Below are 20609 nucleotides of genomic sequence, written 5' to 3'. Positions count from 1 at the left end.
CCCCTTAGAGGACCCATGCGCGTCACTTCCCTCACCGTCGCCGCCCTCGCCGCGGCCCTCCTCCTGACCGGCTGCGACGACGGCGGGGACGGGGGCAGCGGCAAGGACAACAAGGCCGGTTCCGCCTGCGCCGAGGAGTTGGGCGTGCGGTTCGGGCCCGCCAACGCCGCTCCCGCCGCCGGGGACACGGGCAACGTGCCCGTCACGGTCACCAACAGCGGCGGCGCCGAGTGCACGCTGGACGGGCTGCCCGCCATCGAGTTCGACGCGGGCGGCACCGTGACCACGATCGGCGCCGACGAGGCCGCCGGGGTGAAGAAGACGACCCTCGCGAAGGGGGCCTCCACATCCTTCACCCTCACCTACGTCCGGGGTGAGGACGGCGACACCAAGAGCCTCCCCGTGAAGCAGGTGAAGATCTCTCTGCCCGGGACCGACGAGACGCGCGACTTCAAGTGGTCGTACGGCGATGTCGCGCTGAAGGGCGACGGGCAGACGCCGGACGCCTCGGTGAGCGGGTTCCAGCAGTCCGGCGACTGACACGGTTCCTCAGCGGTTCAGCGGTTCAGCGGAGGGGGCGGCGGTTTCAGCGGAGGGGGCGGCGGGGGGCCACTTGCGCCGCGTCGGCCGCCTCCGAGCCCTCCACCCAGCCCGCCTCGTCGCTGACGCCGCGCAGGCGGGTCGTGGTCGTCTCCGGGAACATGCGGTCCAGGCGGTCGGTGACGGCCACCTCGCGGGAGGCCAGGACCGGGAGCAGGTCCTGGGTGACCTGGGTCTGCGCCGCCTCGGCCAGGCGGGTGCCGACGCGGTGGGCGTAGGCCGCCAGGAACGACTGGCGGAAGGTCTTCGTACGCTTGCGGCCGCCCGCCCGCTGGGCCGCCTCCGCCTTGGTCATCGCGGTCTGGGCCTGCACCAGGAGCGAGGTGTAGAGGAGCTCGACCACCTCCAGGTCGGCCTCGAAGCCGACGACCGTGGAGAAGCCGAAGGGTTCGTTCCACACGGCACGGCAGTGGTTGGCGGTCGCCGCCGCGTCCAGCAGGACCGCCTTCGCCTGTTCGTAGGGCGGTTCGACGCCGATACGGCAGGCGCCGGGCGCGTCCTTCGTGGCGTGCGGACGACTCGCGAGCAGCGCCTCGTCGATGCTGTGCCTTGCCATGAGTTCCTGTGCCTTGGCGCTGAGCGCCTCCGCCTCCTCCGGGAACCCGGTCGCCTCCGCCTTCGCCAGCAGCGCGCGGATGCGGGTGAGCATGCGGGACTCGGGGCGAGGCTGCCCGGTGGCGGACCTGGCCGGCTCGTCCAACGGCTCCAGCGCGGGCAGGCGCAGCAGGAGGCGGTACAGCTCCAGGACGGCGGTCGCGTGCGAGAAGCGGTCGGTGCGGGGCGGGGGGTCGGTGGGCAGGTCGTCGAGCTGTGCGTTCCAGCGGGGGCCACGGGGGCGGTCGTCCGGCTGCTGTGCGCGGATCAGCGCCGCGAGCAGTCGTACGTGCACGTCGTCCAGCTCGCGCCGCACCAGCCGTACGACATCGGAGGGCTGCCAGCCGCGCCGCCAAGCCCCCGCCACGAACTCCTGACCGCGCCGGGCGAGTTCCGCGTCCGTCTCGGAGGCGGCGAGGAGGGAGGCGCCGGTGTCGAGGGCGGTGTCTGTGTCGGCGTACAGGGCGTGCTGGAAGGCCTGGTCGACGGGGCCGGGCGTATCGCTCGAACTGTTCGTGCTGTTCGTGCTGTTCGTACTGCTCACGTGGCGATGGTGCCATGGGGTGGAGGGGGGCGGCGTTGGCGGGCGGGGGGGGGCGGTGGGGGTGGGTGTTTGGGGGGCCGCCCAACCGGGGCGGGCTTTCGGGTGCCGGCGGGCACACGGTCCCAGGTGGGTGGCCGGGGCCGCGGCGGGCGGCCACAGCCAGGGCGGGCATCCGGGCCTTGGCCGGCGCGCCAGCCCAAGCAAGCGCGTATCGGGCGGGGCGTCGGGGAAATCCCGTTGTCGGGTGGGGTGGGGCGCGCCTAGCTTCCGGGGCATGGACGAGATTCGCCCCGTACGTTTCGACCATCCCGACGCCGTGAAGCTCTCCGCCCTGGTGCAGGCCGAGTACCTGCGGCGTTACGGCTACGACGACATGACCCCGCTGCATCCGACCCACTTCGACCCGCCGGACGGGCTGTTTCTGATCGCGTATCTCGCGGACAAGCCCGTGGCCTGCGGGGGCTGGCGTGTCCAGGAGGCGGGGGACGAGGGGTATGCGGTCGGGGACGCGGAAATCAAGAGGATGTTCGTGGTGCCGGAGGCGCGGGGGCGGGGGCTCGCACGCGGCATTCTGCGGGCGCTGGAGGACAGTGCGCGGGCGGCCGGGCGGGTGCGCATGGTGCTGGAGACGGGGACGCCGCTGCCTGAGGCCATGGGGCTGTACGTCGCCTGTGGGTATGCGCCGACGGCCAACTTCGGCCCCTACAGGGGGTATTCCGACAGTCGCTGCTTCGCCAAGTCGCTCTGACGATGGGTGTCAACTGTCGGTTGACAGTCTCGGGGTGTCAACTTACGGTTGACACATGTCGACGAACCCGAGCATCACGTCATCCGTACGTCTCGACGAGCTCATCGCGGCCATCAAGAAGGTCCACGACGAGCCCCTCGACCAGCTCCAGGACGCGGTGATCGCCGCCGATCACCTCGGCGAGGTGGCCGACCACCTGATCGGCCACTTCGTGGACCAGGCCCGGCGGTCCGGCGCCTCCTGGACCGACATCGGCAAGAGCATGGGCGTGACCCGGCAGGCCGCGCAGAAGCGGTTCGTGCCCAAGGAGTCGGCGGACCTCGACCCGCAGCAGGGCTTCGGCCGCTACACGACGCGCGCCCGCAACACGGTGATGGCCGCCCACAACGAGGCCATCGCGGCCCGCAACGCCGAGGGCCGCCCCGCGCACCTGGTCCTCGGCCTGCTGGCCGAGCCGGACGGCTTGGCCGCGAAGGCGATCACCGCGCACGGCGTCCTGCTGGACTCCGTGCGGCAGGCCGCCACCGCCGCCCTGCCGCCCGCCGCCGACAAGGTCCCCGACCTCGTCCCCTACGGCTCCGACGCCAAGAAGGTCCTGGAGCTGACCTTCCGCGAGGCCCTGCGCCTCGGCCACAACTACATCGGCACCGAGCACATCCTGCTCGCCCTGCTGGAGTTCGAGAACGGCACCGGCGTCCTGCACGGACTCGGGCTCACCAAGCAGGCGGTGGAGGAGTACCTCGTCAAGGCGCTCTCCCAGTTCCTGCAGAGCGGTGTGCAGACGGTCGAGGAGGCCCGCGAGGGGGCCCGCGAGGAGGGCGGGGCGCAGGACTGAGGGCGTTGTCAGACCCGGGTGCCACACTCGCAGCATGACCGACCGGTGGGCGCTCGCTCCGGCCGAGGACGGTGGCGTGGAGGTCGCCCCCCTCGGTCCGGACGGGCTGCCCGCGGGGCCGGTGCGCAGGGAGGCGGACCTGGCCGAGGCCGTGCGGGGGCGGCCGGAGGTCGCGCGGTGGGTGTGGCGGTCCACCGCCGAGGTCTATCCGCGCCTGCTCGCCACGGGGGTGCGAGTGGAGCGGTGCTACGACATCGAGGACGCCGAGACGCTGTTGCTCGGCCACGAGGGGCGGTACGGCGAGCCGAGGTCGGCCGCCGCCGCTCTGGCCCGGCTGCGGGGCCGTCCCGTGCCGCCCGATCCGCCCCAGCGCCCGGCCGAACCAGGCTCGCAGTCCTCTCTCTTCGAGCCGCAGGCGGTCCACGTGCCGCTGGCCGACCTCGTCGAGGTCTACGCCGACCAGCAGCGCCGGCACGACACCGCCGCGTACCCGGAGCGGATGCGGCTGCTGACCGCGGCCGAGTCGGCGGGGATGCTCGTCGCCGCCGAGATGAACCGGTCCGGGCTGCCGTGGAGCGCCGAGGTGCACCGCCGGGTGCTGCACGAACTGCTCGGGGAGCGGTATGCCGGGGGCGGGGAGCCGCGGCGGCTGGCCGAGCTGGCGGACGAGGTGTCGGCCGCCTTCGGGCGCCGGGTGCGGCCGGATCTGCCGGCCGATGTGATCAAGGCCTTCGCGCAGGCCGGGATCAAGGTCAGATCGACCCGTCGCTGGGAGATCGAGTCCCTCGATCATCCGGCCGTGAAGCCGCTGGTCGAGTACAAGAAGCTGTACCGGATCTGGGTGGCCCACGGCTGGTCCTGGCTGCAGGACTGGGTGCGGGACGGGCGGTTCCGACCGGAGTTCCTCGCGGGCGGGACGGTCACCGGGCGGTGGGTGACCAACGGCGGGGGCGGGCTGCAGATCCCCAAGGTCATCCGGCGGGCCGTGGTCGCCGACCCCGGCTGGCGGCTGGTCGTGGCCGACGCCGACCAGATGGAGCCCCGGGTGCTGGCCGCCATCTCCCGTGACCCCGGGCTGATGGAGGTGGCCGGCCGGGAGAGCGACCTCTACCAGTCCGTCTCCGACCGCGCCTTCTCCGGCGACCGCGCGCAGGCCAAGCTCGCCGTGCTGGGCGCCGTGTACGGGCAGACGTCCGGCGACGGGCTCAAGAACCTCGCCGCACTCAGACGCCGGTTCCCCAAGGCGGTGGCGTACGTCGACGAGGCGGCGCGGGCCGGTGAGGAGGGGCGGCTCGTGCGGACGTGGCTGGGGCGGACGTGTCCGCCGGCGGCCGGGGCGACGGACGACGCCGCCGAGGAGGCGGGGATTCCGATCCTGGACGCGGAGGACGAGTCGACCGGCGGCGCGGGAGCGCGCGGGGCGCAGGAGTGGGTGCCGGGGTACGCCTCCTCCAACGCCCGCGCCCGGGGCCGCTTCGCCCGTAACTTCGTCGTCCAGGGCAGCGCAGCCGACTGGACCCTGCTGCTGCTCGCCGCGCTGCGGCGCAGCTGCGCGGGCATGGCGGCGGAACTGGTCTTCTTCCAGCACGATGAGGTGATCGTGCACTGTCCCGAGGAGGAGGCGGAGGCGGTCGTGACGGCCATCCGGCAGGCGGCGGAGCTGGCCGGGCGGCTGACGTTCGGGGAGACGCCGGTGCGGTTTCCGTTCACGACGGCGGTGGTGGAGTGCTATGCCGACGCGAAGTGATCAGGGGAGGTCGGCGGCCGGGTCGTGCCGCAGGTGCCTGAGTTCCTGGACGACCGCCGTCGCGTCGGTGCCGTCCAGCAGATCGAGAGCCGTGCGCCATTCGGTGTGCGCGTCCTGGACACGCCCGCGCGCCGCCAGCAGAAGCCCCTTCTGATGGCGGGCCAGACCGGCCGTGTAGCGGTCGGCCCGGGCGTCGGCTCGGGTCAGGAGTTCGGCGCAGGCGTGGGTGGCGCGATCGGTGTGGCCGAGGAGGCGCAGGGCGCGGACCAGGCCGAGGCGGGTCTGGGACTCGCCGTGGCAGTCGCCGTGGCCGCCGAGGATGCGCAGGCTCTCCTCGAAGTGCGTGGCGGCTGCCGCCGGTTCGCCGAGGGTGAGGTGGGCGTAGCCGATGTTGCAGTGGGCGGAGTGCTGCACGATGATGTTGCCGATCTCGTCGCCGATGGCGAGTGAGCGGCGGTGCTGTTCGATGGCGGCGCGCGGGTCGGTGTGCTCGTACAGGTTGCCGAGGTGGCTGTAGGTCACGGCCTCGCCGTGCGGGTCGTTCAACTGCCTTGAGTACTCCAGGCTCTGGCGCAGCGCCTGCCCGGACTCGGGGTAACGGCCGAGCCCTTCCAGCAGCAGGCCCCGGTTGTTGAGGCAGCGGCGCATCCAGGAGACCACTGCGAGCCGCCGCCAGATCGTCAGGGCACGGTCATTGAGGTGGAGCGCCTCGGACTGGCGGCCGGTCAGGAAGTGCAGGCCCGCGAGGTCGCCCAGCGCGTACGCCTCGGCCGCCTCGTCCCCGAGCCGCCGCGCGACCCGGAGCGCGGCCCCGCCCAGCAGCTCCATCTCGGCGACGTGGCCGCTGCGCTGGAGGTAGGGGAAGAGGAGGCGGATGAGGGTGCAGAGGAGGGAGGGGATGGTGGTGGCGGTGGTGGTCGCGGTGGTGGTGCTGGCGGTGGTGGTGGCGGGGGCGATCGTCGAGTGCTTGGCGCCGGTGGCGGTGGTGGTGGTCGGGTGCTTGGCGCGGTCGGGGTCGTTCTGGTCACTGTCGTCACCGGTGTGTCGCTCCGCCAGGGTGACGATGTTCTCCAGCTCCAAGTTGCCCCAGGCGTAGGCGGCTTCGGGAGTGTCGAAGGCCGCAACGGCGTCGACGGCCTGCGCGTGGTCCGGTGCTTGGGTCGGGGTCGGGCGGCGGCGGTCGTCCCGGTCCAGGCCAGGTTCGACGATGGCGGTGAGGGTGCGTTCGGCCACGGCGGCGTACCAGCGCAGGGCGGTCTCGGTGAAGTCGCCGTCGCCCTCGGCGAGTTCGCGGGCGAAGTCGCGCACCAGGTCGTGGGGGGCGTAGCGGCCGTATGCCGTCTCCTCCAGGAGGGCCACGTCGACGAGACGGTCGAGGGCGGCCTCGGCGCGGCGCTCGTCCGTGTCGGTGAGGCGGGCCAGCAGGGGTGCGCCGTACGTGGGCAGGTCGAGGGCGCCGATGCGGCGCAGGGCGAGTGCCGCGTCCCGGTCGGCCTCGCGGTCGGAGGCGGCGAGGGCGTCGTGGGCGACGGCGAGGGAGCGGCGGACGCTCAGGTCGTCGTACTCCAGGTGGTGCAACCGGCCCTCGGTGGCCGCCAGTTGGCGGGCCAGGACGTCGGGGGTGAGGGCGCTGCGGGCGGCCAGCCGGGCGGCGACGACACGGAGGGCGAGGGGGAGGCCGCCGGTGAGTGCGATGAGGGGGTGGACGGCGTCTATGCCGTGGTCGGCGGCGGCGGTTGCGGGGGCTTCGCGGGTGGCGCAGGTTGCGGGGGCTTGGCCGCCGGCACGGGTCGAGGGGCCCTCGCTGCCGACGCGGGTCGAGGGGCCCTCGATGTCGGCGGTTCGGTCGGTGGCGGCGTGGCCGTCGCGGGTGCCCCGCCCCGAGGCCGCGCGCAGTAGCGCCGCGCTGTCCTCGGCGGGCAGGGGCTTGAGCGGGAAGCGGCGGACGCCGTCCAGGGCCGTCAGCGGGGAGCGGCTGGTGACGATCACCGCGCAGCCGGGGGCGGCCGGGAGCAGCGGGCGCACCTGGGCGGCGTTCGCGGCGTCGTCCAGGACCATGAGCGTGCGGGTCGGTGCGAGCAGGGAGCGCAGCAACGCGGCGGCCGCGTCGGAGTGTTCGGGGATGGAGCGGGGGTCGGCGCCGAGGTCGCGGAGCAGTGCGGTGAGGGCCTGGCCGGGGGTGAGTGGGGGCATGCCGGGGGTGGCGCCGTGCAGGTTGACGTAGAGCTGGCCGTCAGGGAAACGATTCGCCAGCCCATGCGAGACCTCCAGCGCGAGCGCGCTCTTGCCGACGCCGGCCATGCCGCTGATCACGACGACGGCAGGGCGGGGGCGCTGCCGCTCGGGGGCGGGGTCAGGGGCGAGGGTGTGGCGCAAGTCGTGGAGTACGGCGGTACGGCCGGTGAAGTGGGCCGGGGGTGGGGGGAGTTGGGCGGGGCGTGGTGGTCGGGAGGCTGCGTCCTGGAGGGAAGTGGCTGGAGCTGGTGGGGTGGTCGGCGGGGCCGATTCCCGGAGGGGAGGGGTGGCGGACGTGGTCGATTCCTGGGGGGCTGGGGCAGCCGACGTGTCCGGGGCACGGAGGGCTGGAGCAGCCGAAGCGGGGGCGAGGACGGGGGCGGGGTCCGGGGCCGATTCCGAGGGGGCAGAGGAAACTGACGCTTCCGCATCCGCCGCACGGGGCGTGGAGGCGGGATGCGCGGCCGATTCCGAAGGGGCCGGATCGGGATGCGCGGCCGATTCCGAAGGGGCCGGAACGGGATGCGCGGCCGATTCCGAAGGGACCGGAACGGTCACCGCACCCCCCTCCCGGCGAGCAGGAGCGGAGTCGGAGCGCAGGTCCGATTCCCGCAGGGGCGGGGCGGGCGACGGGCCCGCCTCGCGGACAGCATCGGCTGGCGCAGGCCGCCGGAGGACGTCGTCATCGCGCGTAGCGTCGGGGTGCGCGGCGCCGTCGGGCAGGTCGTCTTCGTGGCGGGCGGCCGTACCGACTCGACCGTGCACCACGTCACCTGCCCGGCCGACCGAAGCCTCGGCGACTGCCCGCAGCTCACGGTCGACTCCACCCTGCGCGGCACCAGGGACCTCGCGGTCTGCCGCCTCCTCCGACGTCATCGGCAGAGCACGGCCGACCTCACCCTCCGCAGCACCCCGCGTCACCCGCAGAGCAGGGCCGACCCCACCCTCTGCGCCGCCCCGCACCTCACGGTCGACCGACCCCTCCGACGTCACCCGCAGAGCACGGCCGACCCCACCCCCCGCAGCACCCCGCACCTCACGACCGGCGCCACCCGCCACAGCACCCCACACCCCACGCCCGCCCCCGCTCCCGCCGTCCCCTCCCCCACGCAACACCTCCACATGCGCCTCGCGCACTCCCGCACCCGGCTCCACACCGAGTTCCTCGATCAGGCGGCTGCGCAGGTCGCGGTGGATGGCGAGGGCCTCGGCGCGGCGGCCGGTGTGGTGGAGGGCGAGCATGAGGTGGCGGTGGAAGGACTCGCGCAGGGGGTGTTCGGCGGCCAGGGCGGCGAGTTCCGGGACCAGGGCGTCGAGGCGTGGGCCGGCGGTGGTCAGCTCGGCGTCGTAGCGCCACTCCAGGAGCAGGAGCCGCGCCTCCTTCAGCCGCTGGACGAGGGCGTAACCGCCGACCTCGGCGGGGAGGCCCGCCAGGGGCGTGCCGCGCCACAACGCGAGCGCCTCCGTGCACGCGCGCACCGTGCGTTCCCAGTCCCGTGCGGCGTGGGCGGCGCGGGCCGTGGCGACGCGGCTCACGAAGAGGTCGACGTCCAGCTCGCCCTCGTCGACGCGCAGGACGTAGCCGGGCGGCACCGCGCGCAGCCGTTCGGGGTCGTCGAGCAGCCGCCGCAGCCGGGCCACGTGGTTGTGCAGCGAGGCCCGCGCGGACGCGGGCGGCGCGCCGCCCCACAGCGCGTCCGTCAGCGACTCCACGGAGACGACCCGACCGCCTTCGAGCAGCAGCGCGGCGAACAGGGCCCGTACCTTGGGGCTGCCGATGATCCGGACGGCGCGGTCGGACGCGTCCGCCGCGACCTGGCCGGGGCCCTGGGCGTCGTAAGAAGAATCCTCGGAGGAATCCGACCGATCCGCCCCCTCTGCAGACCCCTCGAAAACCACCGGCGGCCCCAGCAGTCCGAACCGCAGCTCGTACCGCTTCACGCCGCCACTGCCTTCCCGCGCGGCGGGCCCGCGCCCGTGCCCGCGCTCCACGACGGAGTCCACCCTGCTGTCGTGCGTCGATTTCGCGCCATCTGAACGGCATCGAAACGGAACACCGTTGGCCATATGTTAGCGATCCGTTGGTGCGACCTGATGTGATCACTTCATCGGATCTGGCCCGACGGCGCGCGCGTACGACGCGTAACTCGGGGGAGTGTCGCCGCCGCGGCCGGATCCGGGGACGCATGTGGGTCCCGGTCGGCGGAGGTGAACGACCGGGGCCCGCGTCCCTTCTCGCCGCGCATCCCTTCCCGCCGCGCGTCCCCTCCCCCTCCACCGAGCCAGGTCAGATGACCGGAGGTCGTCCCAGGCGGCACAGCCCCCACACCGTGCGCCACCGCATGGGCCGCCGCTCACCGGCCGGTTCCCGCAAGCCCTCCAGGAAGCCGCCGAACCAGGCGCGCAGGCCCGCCGGCGACGACCGGTTGCGTACGAGGGTGAGGAGCACCCACACCCCGAGGTGCACGGGGATCAGCGCGAGCGGCAGTCGGCGGCGGGTCAGCCAGACCCGGTTGCGGGCGTTCACCCGGAAGTAGATGGCGTGCCGGGCCGGCGAGGTCTTCGGGTGCTGGAGGAGCAGTTCGGGCGCGTAGAGGATGCGCCAGCCCGCGTCGGCGGCCCGCCAGGCCAGGTCGGTCTCCTCGTGGGCGAAGAAGAACTCGGCGGGCCAGTCCCCGGTCTCGGCCAGCATCGCCATGCGCAGCGCGTGTCCGCCGCCGAGGAAGCCGGTGACGTACCCGCCCCGGAGGGGGTCCGACCTGCCGACACGGGGCACGTGCCGCTGCTGGGTCTCACCCTGCTCGTCGGCGATGCGGAAGCCGACGATGCCGAGCCGGTCGTCGGCGGCGTACAGGTCGCGTACGCGGCGCAGTACGTCGGCGTCGACCAGGAGTCCGTCGTCGTCCAACTCGACCACGACGTCGACGTCCCCGAAGGCGCGCAGGCTCGCGAGGGCCACGTTCCGGCCACCCGGACAGCCCAGGTTCTCGTCGAGCTCGATCGGCGTGACCTCGCCGGGCAGCCCCAGCCGCTCGGCGAACTCCGGGAGCGGGCAGCCGTTGCCGACGACGACGATCCGGGCGGGGGCGAGATCCTGCTTGGCCACGGACTCGAGCAGCGCGTCGACCTCGGCGGGGCGGTTCCCCATGGTCACCACGGCGACAGCGATCCTCGGTTCCGTCATACCTGCCCTCACCTCGTGCCGGCTGCGATTACCGGCGCGATGCTAGTGGTTCACGGTAAGGACTTCCCAAGTTCGCCGTGGCGCGCGGGGCGGCCGGGGATACGTACGGGGTGGTGTACGGGGCTACGTACGGGGTTGTTCACGGCGGTGCTCCCTGCGCCGCACGAACTTCAGTCCCGACCAGTCCGCCCCGAGAGCCGCGACCTTCACATCGACCACGCCGAGCGGGAGGAAGAGGTCCCGCAGTCCGTTCTCGGTGATGTCGCTGACATGGCCGGCCGCCCGTCGGGGCCAGGCGATCCAGAGCATGGCGTCATCGGCGAGCTCGCCGACCAGCCCGGGACCTTCGGCGACGAGTTCGACGTACGACCGATAGAACGCGACGGCCACGTCCGCGCCCCGCGGGCCACCCTCGGCCAGGTCGCAGCCGTCCGGCAGCCCGGGGATCTCCCAGCGGGCGGGCGCGTGACGGAGCCGGACCCGGTGGCCCGGCTTGATGCCGATCTTCCGGGCGAGGGGCGTGCCAGAGGCGGCCGCACGGGAGGCAGCGGTACCGGAGGCACCCGTACCGGAAGCACCCTTGCCGTGGTCAGCCGCACCCGTGCCGTGGTCAGCCGCACCCCTGCCGTGGTCAGCCGTACCGGACTCAGCCACAGCGAACCCCTCCTCCCACGCCGGCCACTCCCCATCTCTTCACCCGACCGTCCTCATCCGACCCTCTTCACCCGCCCCACTTCGCCCGACCGTCTTCACCCATCATCGCGCCCATATTCATGCACAGGAATCCGACTTGTCCGATTCTCCCGCGACGCGCACGCTGGAGTCGTGTGGTCACCAGATGCCGCGACAGTCACCATCAGCGTTCAGGGCATCGTCACGGGGTGGAGCGAGGGTGCTCGGCGCCTGCTGGGGTATCCGGCCGCCGAGGTCGTGGGGCGGGCCGCGGCCGACCTGCTCGTGGAGCGGGAGGCGACCGGCTTCTCGCCGGTCGACTCCCAGGAATGGAGCGGCACGGCGGCCCTCCGGCACCGCGACGGGCACCGCGTCGAACTGACACTGCACGCCCACCCCTCCCTGGACGGCGACGGCGCGACCCAGGCCTTCGTCGTCACCGCCACCACCGGAACCGCCGCCTCCGACCGCGACCGGTGGATGGTGGAGTGGGCCTTCGCCCAGTCCTCGATCGCCCTGTCCACCTACAGCGCCTCGTCGGGCGCGTGGCGGCTGAACGCGGGCGCGGAGACCGACCCGCTGGGTGAGGCCCGTTCCGACGAGGGGTTCCTCCGGTGTGTCCGGCGGGTCGCCGAGGAGTCCATGCCGATGCGGTACGAGGGTTTCGCCCCGGCACCGCCCGCCGCCACCCGGCAGCGCTCCTGGATCGTCGAGCTGTGGCCCGTCCGGGACCCAGTCTCCGGCGAGGTGGCGGGGGTCGGCACCGCCGCCTTCGACAGCAGCGAGCAGTACGCCGCCCGGCAGCGGCTGGCCCTGCTGAACGAGGCGGGCTCCCGCATCGGCACCACGCTGGACGTCGGCCGCACCGCGCAGGAACTCGCCGATCTGGCCGTCCCGCGGCTGGCCGACTTCGCCAGCGTCGACCTGCTCGACTCCGTGATGCGCGGCGAGGAGCCGGTGCCGGGGCAGGTCGACGCCGCCGTGGTGCTGCGCCGGGTCGCCCACCAGTCGGCCACCGAGGGCGAGGGCGTGCCCGAGGCCGCCATCGCGCTGGGCGGGATCGACACCTATCCCCCGTTCTCGCCGCCGGCCCGCTCCCTGACCAGCGGGCGGCCGGTGCTCAGCGGCGCGGACGACCCCGACTTCGCCCGCTGGGTCGGCGAGCACGAGGCTCGGGCCGCCGTCGTCCGGGAGCACGGCTTCCACTCGGTCATGGCCGCCCCGCTGCGGGCCCGGGGCATCACCCTCGGCGTCGCGGTCTTCGCCCGCGGCAAGGGCTCCCCGCCCTTCCAGCAGGACGACCTGATCCTCGCCGAGGAACTCGCGGGCCGGGCCGCCGTCGGCGTGGACAACGCCCGCCGCTACACCCGCGAGCGCACCAACGCGCTCACCCTGCAGCGCAGCCTGCTCCCCCGCGACCTGCCGAAACAGGCGGCCGCGGAGGTGGCGTACCGCTATCTGCCCGCCGGTACGGGCGCGGGCGTCGGCGGCGACTGGTTCGATGTCGTGCCGCTGTCCGGTACCCGGGTCGCTCTGGTCGTCGGCGATGTCGTCGGGCACGGCATCCACGCCTCCGCCACCATGGGGCGGCTGCGCACCGCCGTACGGACCCTCGCGGATGTGGATCTGCCCCCGGACGAGCTGCTCACCCATCTCGACGACCTGGTCACGCATCTCACGTCGGACGACGACAGTGCCGTGCGCGACCTGCCGTACACGGGCGGGATCGGCGCGACCTGTCTGTACGCCGTCTACGACCCGGTCTCCCGGGTCTGCACCCTCGCCAGCGCCGGCCACGTCCCGCCCGTCCTGCTGTTGCCCGACGGCACGGTCAGCGTCGTGCGTCTCACGCCCGGTCCGCTGCTCGGCGTCGGCGGGCTGCCCTTCGAGGCGACCGAGCTGGAGCTGCCCGAGGGCAGTCTGCTCGCCTTCTACACGGACGGCCTCATCGCCCGCGACCGCGACATGGGCCTCGGCCTCGAACGGCTCTGCGAGGCCATGTCCTCTCCCGTGCCCTCGCTGGAGATCACCTGCGACGCCGTCCTGCGGGCCATGCTCCCCGAGAGCCCCGCCGACGACGTGGCCCTCCTGATCGCCCGCACCCGAGCCCTGCACGCCGACCAGGTCGCCGCCTGGGCCCTGCCGTCCGACCCGGCGATCGTGGCCGACGCCCGCGCGCAGGCCAGCCGGCAGCTCGCGGCGTGGGGCCTGGAGGAGGCGGCGTTCGTGACCGAGCTGGTGGTGAGCGAGCTGGTCACCAACGCCATCCGCTACGGCGACGTACCGATCGGGCTGCGCCTGATCCGGGACCGCACCCTGATCTGCGAGGTGTCCGACGCCAGCAGCACCGCCCCGCATCTGCGTCGCGCCCGCACCTTCGACGAGGGCGGCCGCGGGCTGCACATGGTCGCCCAGCTCACCCAGGGCTGGGGCACCCGCCAGACCCCCACCGGCAAGACGATCTGGGCCGAACAGCCCCTCCCGGTCGGCTGACCATGACCGAGCACACGAGATGACCGAGCGCATGCGCGACCCCACGACGCCACCGGCCGGGGAAGGCCACGCCACGCACACCCTCGGGCTGCTCTACCCCCCGTCCGGCCGCAAGCGGGACTACACCACCATGCAGCTCGCCTTCATCGGCGGTGTCGCCGAGGCGGCCGCGGCGTACGGCTACGACATGCTGCTCTCCCCCGCCGACACCGACGACGACGCCTCGTTCCGGCGGATGGTCGGGCAGCGGCCGGAGGGCAGTGAGCCGCACGGGGACGGTGAGTGGCACGGGGACGGTGAGTGGCACGGGGTCGGGCAGCGGCCGGAGGGCAGTGAGCGGCAGCGGCACAGGGACGGTGAACGGCACCGGGACGGCGAACGGCAGGAGGCCGGCGAGCCCCGCGTGGACGGCGTGATCGTGATGGAGATCCGCCGCGAGGACGGCCGGGTCGAGCATCTGGCCGAGGCGGGCTTCCCGTTCGTGGCCATCGGCCGCAACCACCGTTGCGACGGGGCGGGCTGGGTCGATCTGGACTTCGCCGGGCTGGCGAGCGGCTGTGTACGGCACCTCGCCGACCTGGGCCACCACCGGATCGCCTTCGTCAACCGGTCCGAGCAGCTGTTCAACGTCGGCTACGGCTTCGCCCGGCTCGGCCACGAGGGCTACACCACCGCGATGACGGACCTGGGCCACGAGCCGCGCGCCTACCTGTGCGGCGACGACCTCGCCTCGGGCGAGGAGGTCGTGGCGCGGATCCTCGCGGACGACCCGGCCACCACCTCGCTGGTCACCATGAACGAGGCGGCCCTGGAGGGCGTCTACCGCGGGCTGAACCGGCACGGCCGCAGCGTGCCGCGTGACTTCTCGGTCGTCGGGGTGGCGGCGAGCCCCTGGGCCGAGCAGGTGGCCCCGCAGCTCACCGCCGCCGAGATCCCCGCCAAGGAGATGAGCCGGGTCGCCGTCGAGCTGATGGTGGAACGCCTGCGCTCCCCCGGCTCGACACCCCGGCACGTCCTGCTGAAGCCGCTGATCACGCTGCGGGCCAGCACGGGCCGGTGCCATCCCGTACCCGGTTCGGAACCCGAGCCCGAATTCCCCGATTTCGACCTGGATTTCTGATACGTCGGAGTATGCCGAACCACCGGCCTGCCGACCCACCGGCCTGCCGACCCACCGGCCTGCCGACCCACCGGCCTGCCGAACCATCGAGCTGCCCAGCCACTCCGAACACCCCTGGAGGGGACCATGTCGTACCCGGTCGACCGCCGCGGCTTCCTGCGGACCGCCGGTGCGGGAGCCGCCGCTCTCGGCCTCGGCGGGGCGCTGGCCTCCTGCGGCGGTTCCGACGCGCCGAGCACGACCACCCTCACCTGGTGGGACTACTTCACCCTGGACAACTTCCAGCCCGGCATGACCCGTCTGATCAAGGACATCGAGGCCGGGGTGCCGGGCGTACGGATCGAACGGCGGACCTTCCCGTTCGCGGAGCTGGAGCGGCAGATCACCCTGGGCGCGATCTCCGGTGACCTGCCCGACATCGCGATCGTCGACAACGTCTCCATGAACACGCTCGGCGGCAGCGATCTGCTCGCCGACCTCACCGACCGGGTCGAGGAGTGGGGCCAGGCCGACCAGTACTACAAAGGCCCCTGGGACGGCTGCCAGGTCGACGGCAGGGCGCTCGGCATCCCCAACCAGAGCAACTGCCTGGCCCTCTACTACAACACCCGGATGCTCCAGGACGCCGCCGTGGAACCGCCCACCACCTGGCAGGAGCTGGCCTCCGCCGCGGAGCGGCTGACCAGCGGGGACCGGTACGGTCTCGCGCTGAGCGCGATCAGGACCGAGGAAGGCGTCTTCCAGTTCCTGCCGTTCCTGTGGCAGGCGGGCGGCGACCTGGACACCTTCGCCACGGACGGCGCCACCGCCCTGTCCTTCCTCGACGACCTGGTCGCCAAGGGCTCCCTGTCCGAGCAGTGCGTGGGCTGGACGCAGCAGGACGTCAACACCAGGTTCCTCAACCAGCGGGCCGCCCTGCAGATCAACGGTCCCTGGCAGATCCCGACGCTGAAGGAGGCCGACTTCGACTGGGCCGTTGTCGCCCTGCCCCGCGACAAGGAGGCGGCCACCTGCCTGGGCGGGGAGAACTGGGTGCTGATGGCGAGCAGCGACCATCTGGACAAGGCATGGGAGGTGCTGGAGTACACGCAGCGCCCGTCGGTGCTGACGCCGTACCTCGTCTCCTTCGGCAACCTGCCCGCCCGCAAGGACCTCGCCGACCGGGGCGCATGGGCCTCCGACCCGGCCCTGCGGCTCTTCCTGAGCCAGCTGCCCGTGGCGCGCCCACGCCAGTACGGCGCGCACTACGCCGACGCCTCGCAGGCGATCGCGGAGGCGGAGCAGGCTGTACTGACCGGCTCGGCGGCGCCTTCGGCTGCTGCGAAAACGGCGGCCGGGAAGATCAACAAGGCGTTGGGCGAGCGGTGAGAGGGCGCCAGGCCCTCGCGCAGGAGATCCGCCGCAGAAGGGCCGGCCTCTCGCCGGCCGGGCCCGGACCCGGCCCCGGGCCAGTCACCGGCCCCGGCCGAGGGCCCTCCGCGCGCCGCCGCCGCACGGGTTACCTGTTCTGCCTCCCGGGCCTCGCCTTCCTCGCCCTGTTCCTGGTCTACCCGCTCTTCTACAACGTCTGGACCTCCGTCCACGACGTCCGGCTGAGCGGCCTCCTCGGCGGGGCCGCACGCTTCAACGGCCTCGACAACTACCGGGCGGTCCTCGACGACCCGGCGTTCTGGCACTCCGTACGCCTGTCGCTGCTCTTCACCCTGGGCTCACTGGCCTGCCAGTTCTCGCTCGGATTCGCCCTGGCCCTGCTCTTCGCCCGCCCGTTCCCGCTGAACGGACTCCTGCGCTCCCTGCTCCTGGTGGCCTGGCTGCTGCCGCCCATCATCAGCGGCACCCTCTTCCGCTGGCTGCTGGACGCGGAGTCCGGCGCCTACAACGCCCTGCTTAGGGCGGTCGGCCTGGACGCCCTCGCGCACGACTGGCTCACCGACCCGTCCACCGCGCTGTCCGGCGTGATCCTCGCCAACATCTGGGTCGGCGTGCCCTTCAACATGCTCCTGCTCCTGGTCGGCCTGCACACCATCGACCCCGAGCTCCACGAGGCCGCCGCCCTCGACGGAGCCAACGCCTGGCAGCGCTTCTGCCGCATCACCCTTCCCCTGATGCGCCCGGTCTCCGTGACCGTCCTCCTGCTCGGCCTCCTCTACACCTTCAAGGTCTTCGACCTGATCTTCGTCATGACGGGAGGCGGCCCGGTCGACGCCACGCGCGTGCTGTCCCTCTACGTCTACGAGGTCTTCTTCCGGTTCTTCCGGTTCGGTGAGGGCGCCGCAGCCGGGCTGCTGCTGCTCGTCGTACCTCTGCTCACGGGCGTCTTCTACGTACGACGACTGCGGCGCGAGGACGCGGTGGGTGGTTCCACGTGAAACCTCCCCGCCACCCCTGGCTGCTCACCGCGGTCGCCACGCTGATCACCGCGGCCTTCCTGCTGCCGGTGTACTGGATGGCCAAGACCAGCCTCACCCGCCCGGACCGGATTCTCACCCCGACCCCGCAGTGGCTGCCCGCCCCGCTCACCTCCGAGAACTACCGGACGGCACTGGACTACGAAGGGCTGCCCCGAGCCCTTCTCAACAGCCTGGTGATCTCCAGCGGGGTCGTGGCCCTCACGCTCCTCCTCGGCGTCCCGCTCGCCTACGCGCTCGCCCGCGTCCGGATGCGCGGCTCGGGCGCGATGGTGCTCGCCCTGCTGGTCGCCCAACTGCCGCCCGCCATCGTGCTGGCGGCACCCCTGTTCATCCTGGAACGCCGGGCCGGTCTCGACGACAGCTACCTCGGCCTGATCGCCGCCGACACCACCCTCACCCTGCCCTTCGCAGTGATCGTGCTGCGCCCTGTCCTGCGGTCCTTCCCGCCGGAGCTGGAGGAGGCCGCACTGGTCGACGGCTGCGGGCTGCCCGGCGTGCTGCGGCGGGTCGTCCTGCCGGTCATGGCGCCGAGCCTGGTCGCCACGGCCGGGCTGTGCTTCCTGATCGGCTGGGGCGAGTTCCTCTTCGGCCTCACGCTGGCCGAGGGCCCGGACGTCCAGCCCGTCACCGTCCTGCTGAACGCCTTCGTCGGGCAGCACGGCACCGCGTGGGGCGCCCTGATGGCTACCGCCACCCTCATCAGCGTCCCGGTGGTCTGCGTGTTCGCCCTCTTCCAGCGCTTCATCGTGGGCGGGCTGACGGCGGGCGGCGGGCGGGGGCGAGGCGCAGGGTGACCGGCACCTCAGGCCCAGAGCGGGAGTGAGGTGCCGGGTGACCGGGGCTTCAGACCCGCAGCGGGAGTGAGGTGCCGCGTGACCGGCGCTTCAGACCCGCAGCGGGAGTGAGGTGCCGCGTGACCGGCGCTTCAGACCCGCAGCGGGAGTGAGGTGCCGCGTGACCGGGGCTTCAGACCCGCAGCGGGAGTGAGGTGCCGCGTGACCGGCGCTTCAGACCCGCAGCGGGAGTGAGGTGCCGCGTGACCGGCGCTTCAGACCCGCAGCGGGAGTGAGGTGCCGCGTGACCGGCGCTTCAGACCCGCAGCGGGAGTGAGGTGCCGCGTGACCGGCGCTTCAGACCCGCAGCGGGTTGGCGCGCGCGGCCGCCATCAGATACCAGGCGGTCGCCCCGAGATGCCGGTACGGGTAGTAGCCGAACCCGAACCCGGTGTCGAGCGGGCTGCTGGCCGACACCACCCCGGACCGCTCGGGAAGCGTCCGCCCACCGACGGTCTGACCAACCCCGAGCAGGTCCTGGGCCCGCTCGACGGAGTCGATCAGCCGCCGCGCCCGTGCCTCGTCGCCGCGCCCGTCCCTTTCCCGCAGGGCGAGCGCGAGATGAGCGGTCCCCTCGAACCACACACCGTTGCGGTCGGGCCTGGGCTGGGAGTCGGCGTTCGGGGCGTCCTCGTTCGCGAGGAGACTGGCCGAGCTGAAGGTGACACCGTCGTACGACTGCCCCGCCGGCACCGTGCTGTTGCGCCGCTCGGCGTGGTCGAGGACGGCCAGCTCGCGCGCGGCCCAGTCCAGCGACCGGGCGTGGGAGCGGGAGTCGAGGGCGAGGTAGGTCCAGGTCTGGGTGTCCTCGGGAATCGGCGACTTGTTGACGGTCACCCCGTCGTTGCTGCCGGTGTAGAAGAAGCCACCGTCCGCCTCCCACACGTTCTCCAGGAACGCCCGGGCACGAGCACTCCGCTCCCGCCAGACCCCGTCCCCCGTGAGCCTGGCCAGCCGCCCGAAGAGGCAGACGAGGTCGGTGTTGTGCTCGGTGGAGGTGAAGGGCAGCTTCTGGTTGGTCCCGTCGACCCCGAACTTGTATCCCCCGAGGGGCTCGTCGGTACGACCGTTGCGCTCGATCCACTCCCCGATCCGCACGGCACCGGCGAGGAACCGCCGCTCCCCGGTCCGGCCGGCGAGCGCACTGAGCGCGATCCCGGCCCAGGCCATGTCCCCCACGGCCGTCCCCGTGAACCCGAACTGCGTCCCGACATTGACGCTGCCGTCCGCCCGCACGAACCCGTCCGGCTGCGGCGAGCCGTCGTAGAAGGTGTACGGCCCGACGTTGTACGCCTGCCGCAGCCGGCCGTCGTCGTGCGCCGGGTCGTGCTCCTGGGCGTACAGCAGCGCGTCGCCGAGCGCCACGGCCCGGGCCCGCCCGTCGGCGGTGCGGGCGGCGAGGTGGGCGAGGACGGCGAGGGCGTTGTCGTAGGTGAAGGCCGTACTGAACAGACCGGCCTGGTCGGCGTAGCTCTGGGCGAGGCGGATGCTCCCGTGGTCCGGGTAGGCGTCCATGGCGGCGGCGAGGAAGGCGTGGCCGCGGCGCTGGGCGGAGGCGCCTCGGGCACGGTCCGCCCCGGCCCCGGCAGCGACCCCGGCCGCGTAGGCCTGGGCCGATCCCGCCCCGGCCGCGGTGAGCACCGCGGCGCCGAGACCGGCTCCCAGGAGGGTGCGGCGGCTGAGCGCCGGGCCTTGTCCTCGTCCCTGTCCGTCGGTCATGCGGGTCACGCCGGTCATGCCGTTCATGGTTCTCCCTTGCGGCCTTGAGAGCGCTCTCACAAGTGCGGGGTCATTCTGCTGGGCCGGGTGGGGCGGGTCAACGTCCGGGCGGCGCACAGCAGTTGACGCGGGAACCCGGGACCGGCTCCGATTTCCGTCCGCGGAGCATGCTCTGTACGCTGCTGCGCCCACAGCCCATAGAGGTCCCCTCCCCCGTCTGGAATCCCATGGCGACCGAAGTCAGACACGTCGTCCGCAACGTCATCGCCGAGCACGCTCCCGAAGAGCTGGTCCTGCTGGACGCCGCCGAGCAGGTGCCCCCGGCGGCCAGGAACAAGCGACTGGCCCCCGGCAACAGCACACGCGAGGCGTTGGGTTTCGGCCTGGAGGTGGCGACGGCACTCGTCGTCCCCATCCTGTGGCTGGTGCTCACCGAGCTGGCCCGGCAGACCGCCCAGACCGTCGCCGAGTCGACGACGGAGGGCGTGCGCGGCTGGTGGCGGGGGCGCCGGAACCGCCGGGGCGGCACGGAGGAGCCCACCATCGTCCCTCCGCTGTCGAGGGAGCAGATCAGCCTGGTTCGAGGGAAGGTCCTCGACCAGTGCGCCGAGGCGGGCATCGAACCGGGCCGGGCTACGGCGATCGCGAACGCTGTTTTCCATGAGTTGGCCGTCTACGCGCCGGACGCGTCGGGCGGGGCGGACGCACTGGACGCGCCGGAAGCACCGGACGCGTCGGACACATCCGGCTCCGCCGCGGACGACGGGGCCGGGGAGGGCACGGACGCCGGGTCCGCCGGGCCTTCCGGGCCCGCCAGGACTGACGGCTGACCGGCGGCCGACCGACTACTGACGACCGACTACTGACGACTGAC

General features: G+C 73.1%; 15 protein-coding genes. 10 read left to right on the top strand and 5 right to left on the bottom strand.

Annotation, left to right across the window (positions count from 1 at the left end; translation table 11 throughout):
* Positions 1 to 15: 15 nt before the first annotated feature.
* Positions 16 to 540, top strand: coding sequence for a DUF4232 domain-containing protein (locus ABIE67_RS26300; protein ID WP_370262041.1), 525 nt, complete (start codon positions 16 to 18; stop codon positions 538 to 540).
* A gap of 46 nt (positions 541 to 586) precedes the next feature.
* Here ABIE67_RS26300 and ABIE67_RS26295 read toward each other — a convergent pair whose 3' ends face one another.
* Positions 587 to 1738 carry a DUF2786 domain-containing protein gene (locus ABIE67_RS26295; RefSeq protein ID WP_370262039.1) on the bottom strand — a complete coding sequence of 384 codons (1152 nt, stop codon included), beginning with the start codon at positions 1736 to 1738 and terminating at the stop codon, positions 587 to 589.
* A gap of 274 nt (positions 1739 to 2012) precedes the next feature.
* Between ABIE67_RS26295 and ABIE67_RS26290 the strand changes: the two genes are divergently transcribed.
* Genes ABIE67_RS26290 through ABIE67_RS26280 form a run of 3 tightly spaced genes read left to right on the top strand, consistent with a single transcriptional unit; the run spans position 2013 to position 5068 of the window.
* Positions 2013 to 2486: a GNAT family N-acetyltransferase gene (locus tag ABIE67_RS26290; RefSeq protein WP_370262035.1), complete on the top strand. Its 474-nt coding sequence runs from the start codon at positions 2013 to 2015 to the stop codon at positions 2484 to 2486.
* Positions 2487 to 2541: 55 nt separating this feature from the next.
* Complete coding sequence (locus ABIE67_RS26285; protein ID WP_370262032.1) at positions 2542 to 3321, top strand: Clp protease N-terminal domain-containing protein; 780 nt, start codon at positions 2542 to 2544, stop codon at positions 3319 to 3321.
* 34 nt (positions 3322 to 3355) lie between these two features.
* Positions 3356 to 5068: a bifunctional 3'-5' exonuclease/DNA polymerase gene (locus ABIE67_RS26280; RefSeq protein ID WP_370262028.1), complete on the top strand. Its 1713-nt coding sequence runs from the start codon at positions 3356 to 3358 to the stop codon at positions 5066 to 5068.
* Here ABIE67_RS26280 and ABIE67_RS26275 read toward each other — a convergent pair whose 3' ends face one another.
* The 3 genes from ABIE67_RS26275 to ABIE67_RS26265 form a co-directional block, all read right to left on the bottom strand.
* On the bottom strand, positions 5069 to 9370 hold the full coding sequence (locus tag ABIE67_RS26275; RefSeq protein ID WP_370262023.1) for a BTAD domain-containing putative transcriptional regulator: 4302 nt from the start codon (positions 9368 to 9370) through the stop codon (positions 5069 to 5071). It lies immediately after the preceding gene.
* A 220-nt stretch (positions 9371 to 9590) separates the two neighbouring features.
* A complete protein-coding gene (locus ABIE67_RS26270) occupies positions 9591 to 10487 on the bottom strand; it encodes a glycosyltransferase family 2 protein (RefSeq protein WP_370262018.1) in 897 nt (298 codons plus the stop codon).
* A gap of 123 nt (positions 10488 to 10610) precedes the next feature.
* A complete protein-coding gene (locus ABIE67_RS26265) occupies positions 10611 to 11141 on the bottom strand; it encodes a DUF3052 domain-containing protein (protein ID WP_370262016.1) in 531 nt (176 codons plus the stop codon).
* A 171-nt stretch (positions 11142 to 11312) separates the two neighbouring features.
* Between ABIE67_RS26265 and ABIE67_RS26260 the strand changes: the two genes are divergently transcribed.
* The 5 genes from ABIE67_RS26260 (at position 11313) to ABIE67_RS26240 (ending at position 17977) form a co-directional block, all read left to right on the top strand.
* Positions 11313 to 13652 carry a SpoIIE family protein phosphatase gene (locus tag ABIE67_RS26260; protein ID WP_370262012.1) on the top strand — a complete coding sequence of 780 codons (2340 nt, stop codon included), beginning with the start codon at positions 11313 to 11315 and terminating at the stop codon, positions 13650 to 13652.
* A gap of 19 nt (positions 13653 to 13671) precedes the next feature.
* Positions 13672 to 14772, top strand: a complete 1101-nt coding sequence (locus tag ABIE67_RS26255) for a LacI family DNA-binding transcriptional regulator (RefSeq protein ID WP_370262008.1) — start codon at positions 13672 to 13674, stop codon at positions 14770 to 14772.
* A gap of 126 nt (positions 14773 to 14898) precedes the next feature.
* Positions 14899 to 16140, top strand: a complete 1242-nt coding sequence (locus ABIE67_RS26250) for a sugar ABC transporter substrate-binding protein (RefSeq protein ID WP_370262006.1) — start codon at positions 14899 to 14901, stop codon at positions 16138 to 16140.
* On the top strand, positions 16137 to 17141 hold the full coding sequence (locus ABIE67_RS26245; RefSeq protein WP_370262003.1) for a carbohydrate ABC transporter permease: 1005 nt from the start codon (positions 16137 to 16139) through the stop codon (positions 17139 to 17141). Before ABIE67_RS26250 ends, ABIE67_RS26245 begins: the two co-directional genes overlap by 4 nt.
* The gene (locus ABIE67_RS26240; protein ID WP_370262001.1) at positions 17138 to 17977 is read left to right on the top strand and encodes a carbohydrate ABC transporter permease; all 840 of its coding nucleotides are present in this window, start codon (positions 17138 to 17140) and stop codon (positions 17975 to 17977) included. The genes ABIE67_RS26245 and ABIE67_RS26240 overlap by 4 nt, the downstream gene beginning before the upstream one ends.
* Before the next feature lie 336 nt (positions 17978 to 18313).
* Here ABIE67_RS26240 and ABIE67_RS26235 read toward each other — a convergent pair whose 3' ends face one another.
* Positions 18314 to 19753: a Tat pathway signal sequence domain protein gene (locus tag ABIE67_RS26235; RefSeq protein ID WP_370261999.1), complete on the bottom strand. Its 1440-nt coding sequence runs from the start codon at positions 19751 to 19753 to the stop codon at positions 18314 to 18316.
* Between the two features lie 209 nt (positions 19754 to 19962).
* Here ABIE67_RS26235 and ABIE67_RS26230 point away from each other — a divergent pair, with 209 nt between their 5' ends.
* Positions 19963 to 20565 (top strand): hypothetical protein, encoded by a 603-nt coding sequence (locus ABIE67_RS26230; protein ID WP_370261997.1) that lies wholly within the window; start codon positions 19963 to 19965, stop codon positions 20563 to 20565.
* Positions 20566 to 20609: the final 44 nt, after the last annotated feature.

Origin of the sequence: Streptomyces sp. V4I8, from assembly GCF_041261225.1 — a bacterium.
Classification (GTDB): domain Bacteria; phylum Actinomycetota; class Actinomycetes; order Streptomycetales; family Streptomycetaceae; genus Streptomyces.
This window is presented reverse-complemented; position numbering and strand designations above follow the sequence as displayed.